Source organism: Thalassotalea crassostreae (assembly GCF_001831495.1).
GTDB classification, from domain to species: domain Bacteria; phylum Pseudomonadota; class Gammaproteobacteria; order Enterobacterales; family Alteromonadaceae; genus Thalassotalea_A; species Thalassotalea_A crassostreae.
On sequence record NZ_CP017689.1, the window covers coordinates 1227361 to 1239453 of the forward strand.

The window sequence follows — 12093 nt, forward strand, 5'->3', positions numbered from 1 at the left end:
TTATGCTCCCTCATCAGTGCTAGCAACAAAATCAACTAACTCTGCTCCGCCATCAACCATATCGCCAGCGGTAAAATAGAACTCTTTGACCATACCGGCACTTGGTGCACGGATAGTATGTTCCATTTTCATTGCTTCCATAATCAATAACGGTTGGTCTTTTTCGACATGTTCGTTAACGTCAGCAAGTAAACTCACCATAGTGCCGTTCATTGGCGCTGTTAAACCACCTGCGTTTGCTTCGTCGTCGGCCTGACCTAGATCTGGGCTGACTTTACTAAAGTGGAAAACACCAGATTGTCTAAATAAACTGTAGTGGTTGTCATTCTCACCAATGGTCGCGTTAAAACGGTAGCCATCGATGTTTGCAAATAATTGCTCGCCATCGATACGGCCCTGGCAATCAAGAGTCTTACCATTGATAGAAATCATAAAGTACGCTGAGTTGCCACTGCGCTTTTCTTCAACAGACACAGGGTAAATGACATCATTGTGTTCAATTTCAAAGCGATGAAGGTTGGCTTCATTTAAACGCCAAGCATTATTTTGATGCCAAGGTGAACTTGGATCTTTACTGTTATTGGCTTTTGATTGCGCTTGTGCTTTTTGCGCTAACACAAGGTATAGAGCAGCAATTGGCAACTCATCATTCAATAATGTCTCTTCTTTGTGGAAGATTAAATCATGATGTTTTTCGATAAAACCAGTATCTAGATCAGCTTCAACAAATGGCTTCGCCGTCGCTAAGTTATAAAGGAAGTCAATATTAGTGGTAACACCTTTAATACGATATTCCATTAATGATTTTGCTAATCGTTGTAGTGCTTTATCACGATTTTCATCCCAAACAATCAGTTTAGCGATCATTGGATCGTAAAATACGCTAACGTCATCACCTTGACGCACGCCGGTATCAACACGAACGTTTTCACTTTCAATTGGCGGCTGTAAAAAGTTTAAAGTACCCGTTGCTGGCAGGAAGTCGTTATTTGGATCTTCCGCATATATACGCGCTTCAAAAGCGTGGCCGTTAATTTTAAGTTGCTCTTGGCTCAGCGGTAAATCTTCACCAGCTGCAACACGTAGCTGCCACTCAACTAAATCTTGCCCTGAAATCATTTCAGTGACAGGGTGTTCAACTTGCAAACGCGTATTCATTTCCATGAAGTAGAATGAGCCATCGACATCAAGAAGAAACTCTACCGTACCGGCGCCTTGGTAACCAATAGCTTGCGCTGATTGAATTGCAGATTCACCCATTTTAGATCTAAGCTCATCAGTCATTCCTGGTGCTGGCGCTTCTTCGATGACTTTTTGGTGACGACGTTGTACTGAACAATCACGTTCAAATAAGTAAACAGCATTGCCGTGATTATCACAAAACACTTGGATTTCAACGTGACGCGGCTGTGTTAAATACTTTTCTACCAACATCGTATCGTCACCAAATGACGACAAAGATTCACGTTTTGCCGCGGCTAATGCTTCATCAAATTCGTCTTCAGACCAAACTTGACGCATGCCTTTGCCACCACCACCAGCGGTCGCTTTAAGCAAAACAGGGTAACCCATCTCATCAGCAGCTTTCTTGATAATCGCTGGATTTTGGTCATCACCGTGATAACCAGGAACTAATGGTACATCGGCGGCTTCCATAATTGATTTTGCCGCAGACTTTGAGCCCATCGCTTCAATTGCAGGAATAGGTGGGCCAATAAAAGTGATGTTATTGTCGCTACATGCGCGACAGAATTCCGCGTTTTCAGATAAAAATCCGTAACCTGGGTGGATAGCTTGAGCACCGGTTCGTATCGCAGCTTCAATAACTTTATCACCCAATAAATAACTTTCTTTCGACGGTGATGGCCCAATGTAAACGGCTTCATCGGCCATATTTACGTGCAATGATTCTGCATCCGCATCGGAATAGACTGCAACAGTTAAAATACCCATTTGGCGAGCAGTTTTAATAACTCGGCAGGCTATTTCACCACGGTTTGCGATTAAAATTTTTGTAAACATATTCTATATAACCTTAACTGTTACTTATTTATCCAAGCGGCAGGGCGCTTCTCAAAAAATGACGTTAAACCTTCTTGACCTTCAGCTGATACTCGAATGCTTGCAATACGATCACTAGTATCGGCCATTAGGGTTTCATCGATATCGCTATAAGCGACATCTTGTGCTAGTTTTTTAGCAGCTTTGACGGCAACGGGGCCATTGCTTAGCAATACGTTGACCATAGCTTCGACTTCACCGTCAAGTTCATCAACGCCGCAAACTTCATCCACTAAACCTATTTGGTTTGCTTTATCAGCGAAGAAGCGCTCAGCCGTTTGGAAATAACGGCGAGCTGCTTTAAGGCCGATAGCATTGACCACATAAGGACTTATGGTCGCTGGTGTTAAGCCGAGTTTTACTTCTGATAAACAAAAACTCGCTTTGTTGCTGGCGATGGTAATATCACAACAACTAACTAAGCCAACCGCGCCACCAAAGGCTGCGCCTTGGACTTTAGCTATGGTTGTGACCGGCAGGAAATTGAGTGTATGCAGCATCGTTGCCAATGCATTTGCGTCAACTAGATTTTCTTCATAAGAATAAGCTGCCATGCGTTTCATCCAGCCTAAATCAGCACCGGCACAAAAGCTCTTTCCTTTTGATGCTAAAACCATTACTCGAACATCTTGGTTTGCAGAAATTTGCTCAAAGGCCAAGGTAAGCTCTTTAATGATTTGGTCATCAAAGGCATTGTGTTTATCTGGATTGTTTAATGTAACAGTAGCGACGCCACGGTTATCAATATCAACAAGTACTTTGTTCTCGTTATTATTGATCATGGCTTTATTTTCTTGGCTCATGGCTGCTCCTACATTCTAAATACACCGAAGTTAGTATCTTCGATGTCTTTATTTAATGATGCAGAGATTGCTAAACCTAACACTTGACGAGTATCCGCTGGGTCAATAACACCATCGTCCCATAAACGTGCTGAAGCAAAATAAGGGTGACCTTGTTTTTCGTACTCATCGATAATAGGTTGTTTAAAGCTTTGTTCTTGCTCTTCGCTCCAGTTTTCACCAAGTTTATCTTTTTGATCGCGTTTAACTTGCGCTAAAACGCCGGCTGCTTGTTCGCCGCCCATTACTGAAATACGGGCGTTTGGCCACATAAATAAAAATCTTGGGTCATAAGCTCGACCACACATACCATAGTTACCGGCACCAAAACTACCACCGATAAGCACGGTAAATTTTGGTACTTTTGCACAGGCAACAGCATTAACCATTTTGGCACCATGCTTAGCGATACCGCCAGCTTCATATTGTTGACCAACCATAAAGCCGGTAATGTTTTGTAAAAACACTAATGGTATTTTTCGTTGTGCGCATAGCTCGATAAAGTGAGCGCCTTTTTGTGCAGATTCACCAAATAAAATACCGTTGTTGGCAACAATACCAACAGGGTAACCATAAATTCGAGCAAAGCCACAAACTAGCGTTGTACCATAAAGAGCTTTAAATTCATCTAATTCACTGCCGTCTACAACACGAGCAATGACTTCTCGAACATCATAAGGTTGGCGCGCGTCTTTAGGTATAACACCATACAATTCTTTGGCGTCATAAGCCGGCTCAACCACTTCTTCAATGTTCATTTGTACCGGCTTAATGCGGTTCAAGTTTTTAATAGCTGAACGCGCGATTTCTAATGCATGATGATCGTTTTGTGCATAATGATCCGATACACCAGATGTACGACAATGAACATCGGCGCCACCTAAATCTTCAGCGCTTACAACTTCACCCGTTGCCGCTTTAACTAGAGGCGGTCCGGCTAAAAAGATAGTGCCTTGTTCTTTAACGATGATTGATTCATCAGCCATAGCTGGTACATAAGCACCACCGGCCGTACACGAACCCATAACCACAGCAATTTGTGGAATGTTTTGCGCAGACATATTGGCTTGGTTGAAGAAGATGCGACCAAAATGTTCACGATCAGGGAATACTTCGTCTTGGTTAGGTAAATTCGCACCACCTGAATCCACTAGGTAGATACACGGTAAGTTGTTTTCTTGGGCAATGGTTTGTGCGCGTATATGTTTCTTAACCGTTAGTGGAAAATAGGTACCGCCTTTTACCGTGGCATCGTTGGCAACAATCACACACTCTTGTCCTGCAACACGACCTATGCCGGTGATAATACCTGCAGCGGGCACGTCAGCTGAATATACATCCATCGCTGCCAATTGTGATAATTCCAAAAATGGAGAGCCAGGATCGAGCAAGTGATATACGCGATCTCTTGGTAATAACTTACCGCGTGATAAGTGACGCTCTCGAAAGCGTTCTCCGCCACCAAGTTTTATGGTTTCAAGTGTTGTTATTAAGTCGTCTACCTGAGCCTGCATATGTTCAGCGTTATCTGTAAACTCTTGGCTTCTAGTATTTATTTTGGATGTGATTTTTGCCACGTGACCAACCCTTTTTTATCTAATTAAGGTGTTCTTTATCTTGTTTATCAATTTCTCAATAAGTAGGGTCAGATCTGACTTATTAGGTCATCACCAAAAAGTATGATCTGACCCCACTTATCTTTAAAGCAATTTAGGCTTATTTGGACTCAGAGAATAACTCTCGACCTATTAGCATACGGCGGATTTCTGAAGTGCCGGCGCCAATCTCGTATAATTTTGCATCACGCAATAAACGACCCGCTGGAAACTCATTGATGTAACCATTACCACCAAGTAATTGAATCGCATCAAGTGCCATTTTGGTGGCAAGTTCAGCAGAATAAAGAATTACTGCCGCAGCATCTTTACGAGTTGTTTCACCGCGGTCACTGGCCATAGCTGCCATATAGGCATATGACTTGGCGGCATTCATTTGGGTGTACATGTCGGCAACTTTACCTTGTACTAATTGGAACTCACCAATTGATTGGCCAAATTGCTTACGGTCATGGATATAAGGAACCACTAGATCCATACACGCATCCATGATCCCTAATGGACCCCCTGAAAGAACTAAACGTTCATAATCAAGACCAGACATTAATACACGAACACCTTTGCCTTCTTCACCTAAGATATTTTCAGCAGGTACTTCACAGTCTTCAAATACAAGTTCACACGTATTTGAGCCACGCATACCTAATTTGTCGAGTTTTTGGTGACGAGAAAAACCAGGGTAATCACGTTCAACAATAAACGCTGTAATGCCTTTAGAACCGGCAGACGTATCGGTTTTTGCATAGATAACGTAAACATTCGCGTCTGGACCATTAGTGATCCACATTTTATTGCCGTTAAGTACGTATTTATCACCTTTCTTATCAGCGCGCAGTTTCATGCTAACAACATCAGAGCCAGCATTCGGTTCACTCATTGCTAATGCACCAATATGTTCACCAGTACAAAGTTTTGGTAAATATTTTAATTTTTGTTCGTGTGAACCATTTTTGTTTAATTGGTTTAAACAAAGGTTAGACATCGCACCGTAGCTTAAACCAACAGAGGCAGAAGCACGGCTAATTTCTTGCATCGCAACCATATGTTCTAAGTAACCTAAACCAGAACCACCGTATTGCTCATCAACAGTCATACCTAGCAAACCTAAATCACCAAACTTGCGCCAAAGATCATTTGGAAATTCGTTATCGATATCGATTTGTTCAGCTCGTGGAGCGATCTCGTCACGGGCAAACGCGTTAACTGTATCGCGGATCATATCCACGGTTTCGCCTAGATTGAAGTTTAAACTTGAGAAGCTTGAAATCATTGTCTGATCCTTTATTTACTTAATTTTTTCGTTAATTTGATAATTTATTAATTAGCACGAGTTAATCGTGCGAACTGTTGATATTTTTCGTTAATTCGTGATGGGTTAATTCACATCGCTTTTCTAATGTTTCTAACTCAAGTAAAACAACATTAATGTCATCAAGTTGCTGTTTTAAGGCACTGCGTTTATCGGCTATGAGTTGTTTCATTGTATCGAGCTGAATGCTCGTTGTTTTGTCTGTATCGTAGAGCTCAAATAAACGTCCGGTTTCAGCTAATGTAAAGCCTAGACGCTTACCACGTAGAATCAATTTTAATCTCACTCGGTCGCGGCGATTATAAATACGAGTTTGGCCTCTTCGTTCAGGCACGAGTAATCCCTGATCTTCATAAAAGCGGATGCTTCTTGTTGTGATATCAAACTCTCGCGCTAGATCGCCGATTGAAAACGTTGCGGTTTTTGTTGATTGAGTTGCTGTAGCCATAGCTCACGATAAATAATTAATTTTCAACGAGTATAGTTTAAAGGGAAGTTGACGTAAAGGTAAACTTTGTGGGTGGTAACGATTTTGCCCCTTTAACTGTCCTGTATGATTCATTTTAATTGAGTTTTTATTCATTTCGAGCAATCGATTAGACGAATGATTAATCTTCATTTACTGTTTAGAAATACTTACACCCTGGTGTTTAGGTAAATATGTTAACGTTGGCGTAAACTTGCAAAATAAGGTATGCTTGCGCGCAATTTTACGAATACTAAATATTATATTATTTAAGGGCACAATTATGTCATTAACAGATCCTATCGTTATCGTTTCAGCTGTTCGCACGCCAATGGGCGGCTTTATGGGCAGCCTTTCTGATGTTGCATCTCCAACTTTAGGTGCGCAAGCTATTCGCGCAGCGGTAAGCAATGCAAACCTTGAAAATGATCAAATTGATGAAGTAATAATGGGTTGTGTATTAGCCGCTGGCTTAAAGCAAGCTCCTGCACGTCAAGCCGCATTAGGTGCTGATCTTGCGCTATCTACCACCTGTTCGACGGTAAGCAAAGTATGTGGCTCTGGTATGAAAGCAGCTATGAATGCCTATGATTCATTGGCTGCAGGTAGCATTGATATTGCCGTTGCTGGTGGTATGGAAAGTATGTCACAAGCACCTTATATGTTACCAAAAGCACGCTCAGGTATGCGTATGGGACATGGCCAAGTTATCGATCACATGATGTACGATGGTCTTGAAAATGCCTATGACGGTATTGCCATGGGATGTTTTGCTCAAGATACTGCTGACGATGTTGCCTTTACCCGTGAAGATATGGATGCTTTTGCAATTTCATCATTAACCAAAGCAAATACTGCAATTAATGACGGAAGTTTTGCAAACGAAATTACTCCGGTTACGTTTAAAACTCGCAAAGGTGATGTAACGGTTGATACTGACGAACAACCAGGTAATGCTCGTCCTGAAAAAATCCCTTCATTACGCGCTGCATTTAAAAAAGACGGCACAATTACCGCGGCTAACTCTAGCTCTATCTCTGATGGCGCAGCGGCAATGGTAATGATGAAAATGTCTGAAGCAGAAAAACGTGGTTTAACACCGTTATGTAAAGTGGTTGGCCACACCAACCATGCACAAGCTCCTGCTGAATTTACCGTAGCACCGGTTGGCGCGGTTGAAAAACTATTCGCACGTATTGGTTGGACTAAAAACGATGTTGATTTATTTGAAATTAACGAAGCATTCGCCATGGTAACTATGTTGGCAATCAAAGAACTTGGTTTAGATGATAGCAAAGTAAACGTGCATGGCGGCGCATGCGCTTTAGGTCATCCAATTGGTGCTAGTGGTGCTCGTATAATGGTGACTCTCATTCATGCACTTAAGCAACGTGGCCTATCAAAAGGCGTCGCAACTCTGTGTATTGGTGGCGGTGAAGCTACCGCGATCGCAGTAGAGATGCTTTAATTTAAAAAATTACTAATAACCGCAGCCTAAGTCGCGGTTATTTGTTTTCGCTTAGGCACATATTTTCAGTCATTTAAATATAGTTACTCAGCATAGCAGCCTATATTGAGTCACTTAATGACAAACCACCTAAGCTTTTATAATTTAAGAAAAAGATAACAAAACGTTATCTAACTGACAAATAAGAAATGACTATGAACTTTGAATTAACTGAAGACCAGCAAATGTTTGCTGACATGGCATCACAATTTGCTCAAGCCGAATTTGCTCCTCATGCTGCCAAATGGGATGCAGAACACATTTTTCCAAAAGATGTTATCGCTAAAGCCGGTGAATTAGGGTTTTGTGGTTTATACAGCCCAGAATCTGAAGGTGGTTTAGGCTTATCTCGCTTAGATTCTTCAATAATCTTTGAACAATTATCTATGGGGTGTACTGCAACTACGGCAATGATCACCATTCATAACATGGCGACTTGGATGTTGGCGACTTGGGGCACTGAAGAAATAAAACAACAGTGGTGTGAAGGCTTGATCTCTGGTCAACAACTAGCTTCTTATTGTTTAACTGAACCAGGGGCTGGTTCTGATGCAGCCTCGCTTCGCACATCGGCTAAACGTGATGGCGATGAATATGTGATAAACGGCTCTAAAATGTTTATCTCCGGCGCTGGTGAAACCGATGTACTTGTTGCAATGGTGCGCACCGGCGGCCCTGGCGCGAAAGGTATTTCAGCGGTGGTTATTCCGGCTGATGCAGACGGTGTTATTTACGGTAAAGCAGAAGAAAAGTTAGGTTGGAACGCACAACCTACAAAACTAATTACGTTTGAAGATGTACGTATTCCTGTTGCCAACCTTTTAGGTGAAGAAGGCGAAGGCTTTGCTATTGCGATGAAAGGACTTGACGGCGGACGTATCAATATTGCCACTTGTTCTATTGGTACTGCTCAACAAGCATTAGATACCGCTATGGCATATATGAAAGAGCGTGAACAGTTTGGTAAACCAATCGCTGCGTTTCAAGGTATGCAATTTAAATTAGCCGACATGGCAACTGAGTTAGTTGCTGCGCGACAATTAGTGCGATTAGCGGCATTCAAACTTGACAGTAATCATCCAGAAAAAACGGCTTATTGTGCCATGGCAAAACAATTTGCTACTGATGTTGGTTTTAAAGTATGTGATGCAGCTCTGCAAATACACGGCGGATATGGCTACATCAAAGAGTACCCGCTTGAACGACACTTTAGAGATGTACGAGTGCACCAAATTCTTGAAGGTACAAATGAAATTATGCGCGTAATTGTATCGCGTCGTTTATTAACTGAAGGTGCTGCTGCGCTTCTATAAGTGCTAGCTCCACTATAAATTACGGCAACATAAAGCCGAGTTTTCTTGGAAATACAGATGACTGATTTATTAAAATTTGAAAAGCAGGGTAACACTGCTTTGATAACGTTCAACAATCCACCTGCGCACACTTGGACTTACGAAAGTTTGTCAGGTTTACGCGATATTGTATTAGCACTAAATGAAGACAAAGACATTTACGCGTTAGTATTAACCGGAGGCGGAGAGAAATTTTTCTCAGCTGGTGCTGATTTGAAATTATTTGCTGACGGCGATAAAGCTGTAGCAACACAGATGTCAGATATTTTTGGCGAAGCGTTTGAAACATTATCTCAATTTCGCGGTGTATCGATTGCAGCAATCAACGGCTGGTCAATGGGCGGTGGTTTAGAAGTGGCACTCGCTTGTGATCTTCGCATTGCTGAAGAGCATGCAATGATGGCACTACCCGAAGCAACTGTTGGCCTACTGCCATGTGCAGGTGGTACTCAAAACCTACATATATTAGTTGGTGAAGGTTGGACTAAGCGCATGATCCTTTGTGGTGAGCGTGTTGACGCGGCAACTGCACTTCGCATTGGTCTGGTTGAAGAAGTAGTGGCAAAAGGCACAGGTCTAGAAAAAGCAATTGAACTGGCGAGCAAAGTTGCGCGTCAATCGCCAGTTGCTGTCGCTGCTTGTAAACAATTAATCCAAAGCAATCGTTCTATGCCTATCAATGAAGCATTACCGGCAGAGCGCCAAGCTTTTGTTGATTTATTCGATACCAAAGATCAGGCCGAAGGTGTTAACGCGTTCTTAGAGAAGCGTAAACCACAATGGCAAAACGCTTAAGTGCATAGAGGATTTTAAAATGTCTGATGTAGTTTTATTCGAATTAGTTACCGCGACAAATGGCAAACAAATCGGTGTTGCGACGCTTAATTCTGAAAAATCATTAAATGCATTAAGCCATGAAATGGTTAACTTACTTTACCCACAGTTACTTGCATGGCAAGGCGACGAAAATGTGGCAGCTGTGTTTTTACAAGGTAGTGGCGATAAGGCATTTTGTGCTGGTGGTGATATTGTCTATCTATATAATAATTTGCCTGCAAACAATGGCGATAAAGCACCACAAATAGAACAGTTTTTTACCGATGAATATCAGTTAGATCACTTGATCCATACTTTTGGAAAACCGTTTGTTGTTTGGGGAAATGGTATTGTAATGGGCGGCGGATTAGGGCTAATGGCCGGTGCAAGTCACCGAGTTGTTACTGAAAATACCCGTATCGCCATGCCAGAAATTAGTATAGGTTTATATCCAGATGTTGGTGGTAGTTACTTTTTAAATCAAATGCCTAATAATTGTGGGTTGTTTTTAGGATTAACTGGCGCCTCTATTAATGGTAGTGACACTAAGTATTTAAACCTTGCTGATCACTTCATCACACACCAACGTAAACAAGAAATATTAGATGCTATTGTTGAAATTAACTGGGGTGATACTCAAGTATTGAATCAACAGAAACTAACGGAAGTTTTGAACAACTTTGATAGTGAATGTGCATCTACGGCTCCACTGTCGAATGTTCAACAGCATAGTGATTTAATTGCAGAGACTACCAAAGCCAATAACTTAAACGATATTGTTGCAGATATTAAAGGTTTTGAGATTGAAGATAAGTGGTTTAATCGAGCGCAAAAATCTTTAACACATGGCAGTGCCATTAGCGCACATCTAGCCTATCGCCAACTTAACGAAGGTAAAAATCTATCGTTAGCTGAGTGCTTTAAGATGGAACTTGGAATTTCAACTAAATGCGGTGAGTTTGGTGAATTCAAAGAGGGTGTTCGTGCCTTATTAATAGAAAAAGATAATAAACCAGCATGGAAATACGCTGGTGTTGCTGATGTCGACGCAACTTTAATTGATTGGTTCTTTGAATCGCCATGGAGCGATGATGAGCATCCTTTAGCAGCACTTGGAGAATAGCAAGTTAAGCTGTTTATATAAGCTGTTAAAGATTAATGAAGATAAAAATAAAATAAAATTTAAATTTGGAGAGCAAAATGTCAAATATCGCATTTATAGGCTTAGGTAATATGGGCGGGCCTATGGCCGCAAACTTATTGAAGGCAGGGCATCAAGTTACTGTATTCGATTTATTTCCTGAAGCGGTTGCTACATTAGTAGCAGAAGGCGCGAGCAGTTTTGATAACGTTTCCGATTGTGTCAAAGGTGCAGACTTCATCGTATCGATGTTACCAGCAGGTAAGCATGTTGAAGGTTTATATTTAGGTGAGGACGGCCTTATAAATCACATTAAAGAAGGGTCGTTAGTAATTGATTCTTCCACAATTGATAAAGAAACGGTTATCAAAGTATCTAGTGCGCTTAAGCAAGCGAATATTGATTTTATTGACGCACCAGTATCTGGTGGTGTTGGTGGCGCGCAAGCCGGTACATTAAGTTTTATGGTTGGTGGCGAGAAATCAGATTTTGACCGTGCTAAACCTGTTCTAGAAAATATGGGTAAAAATATATTTCATGCCGGTTCACATGGTGCGGGTCAGGTTGCCAAAGTATGTAACAACATGCTGTTAGCGGTATTAATGGCGGGTACATCTGAAGCGTTGCAGTTAGGTATGGACAATGGTCTTGATGCCAAAGTACTTTCCGACATTATGTTGCAAAGCTCGGGTCGTAACTGGACACTAGAAGTTTATAATCCTGCACCTGGTGTATTGGAGAACGTACCATCATCAAATGATTACAATGGTGGTTTCATGACAGACTTAATGGCGAAAGATTTAGGTTTAGCCATGGATACAGCAGTTAACAGTCAATCTTCAACACCTATGGGCGCTTTAGCGCGCAGCTTATTTGCATTACATGCAGGTCAAGGTAATGGTAAAAAAGATTTCTCAAGTATCATCAAAATGTTCGAAAAGTCTTAATTAGTTGATTAATAAAAGATATTCGAGCTAACTCAA

10 protein-coding genes are annotated in these 12093 nt (G+C 41.5%); 5 read left to right on the top strand and 5 right to left on the bottom strand.

Annotation, left to right across the window (positions count from 1 at the left end):
* The 5 genes from LT090_RS05395 to LT090_RS05415 form a co-directional block, all read right to left on the bottom strand.
* Entirely contained in the window at positions 1-2022 is a 2022-nt protein-coding gene (locus tag LT090_RS05395) for an acetyl/propionyl/methylcrotonyl-CoA carboxylase subunit alpha (RefSeq protein WP_068546868.1), read from the bottom strand.
* 20 nt (positions 2023-2042) lie between these two features.
* Complete coding sequence (locus LT090_RS05400) at positions 2043-2864, bottom strand: enoyl-CoA hydratase/isomerase family protein (RefSeq protein WP_082897202.1); 822 nt, start codon at positions 2862-2864, stop codon at positions 2043-2045.
* 8 nt (positions 2865-2872) lie between these two features.
* On the bottom strand, positions 2873-4480 hold the full coding sequence (locus LT090_RS05405) for a carboxyl transferase domain-containing protein (protein WP_068546867.1): 1608 nt from the start codon (positions 4478-4480) through the stop codon (positions 2873-2875).
* 139 nt (positions 4481-4619) lie between these two features.
* Complete coding sequence (locus LT090_RS05410; protein WP_068546866.1) at positions 4620-5789, bottom strand: isovaleryl-CoA dehydrogenase; 1170 nt, start codon at positions 5787-5789, stop codon at positions 4620-4622.
* Positions 5790-5850: 61 nt separating this feature from the next.
* Positions 5851-6276, bottom strand: coding sequence for a MerR family transcriptional regulator (locus LT090_RS05415; protein WP_068546865.1), 426 nt, complete (start codon positions 6274-6276; stop codon positions 5851-5853).
* A gap of 301 nt (positions 6277-6577) precedes the next feature.
* Here LT090_RS05415 and LT090_RS05420 point away from each other — a divergent pair, with 301 nt between their 5' ends.
* From LT090_RS05420 to mmsB, 5 genes are all read left to right on the top strand, one after another.
* Positions 6578-7762 carry an acetyl-CoA C-acyltransferase gene (locus LT090_RS05420; protein ID WP_068546864.1) on the top strand — a complete coding sequence of 395 codons (1185 nt, stop codon included), beginning with the start codon at positions 6578-6580 and terminating at the stop codon, positions 7760-7762.
* 194 nt (positions 7763-7956) lie between these two features.
* Positions 7957-9114 (top strand): acyl-CoA dehydrogenase family protein, encoded by a 1158-nt coding sequence (locus LT090_RS05425; protein ID WP_068546863.1) that lies wholly within the window; start codon positions 7957-7959, stop codon positions 9112-9114.
* A 57-nt stretch (positions 9115-9171) separates the two neighbouring features.
* Positions 9172-9948 (top strand): enoyl-CoA hydratase, encoded by a 777-nt coding sequence (locus tag LT090_RS05430; RefSeq protein ID WP_068546862.1) that lies wholly within the window; start codon positions 9172-9174, stop codon positions 9946-9948.
* Between the two features lie 19 nt (positions 9949-9967).
* Positions 9968-11092: an enoyl-CoA hydratase/isomerase family protein gene (locus tag LT090_RS05435; RefSeq protein WP_068546861.1), complete on the top strand. Its 1125-nt coding sequence runs from the start codon at positions 9968-9970 to the stop codon at positions 11090-11092.
* Positions 11093-11169: 77 nt separating this feature from the next.
* Positions 11170-12057 carry a 3-hydroxyisobutyrate dehydrogenase gene (gene mmsB / locus LT090_RS05440; RefSeq protein WP_068546860.1) on the top strand — a complete coding sequence of 296 codons (888 nt, stop codon included), beginning with the start codon at positions 11170-11172 and terminating at the stop codon, positions 12055-12057.
* The last annotated feature ends 36 nt before the right edge of the window (positions 12058-12093 follow it).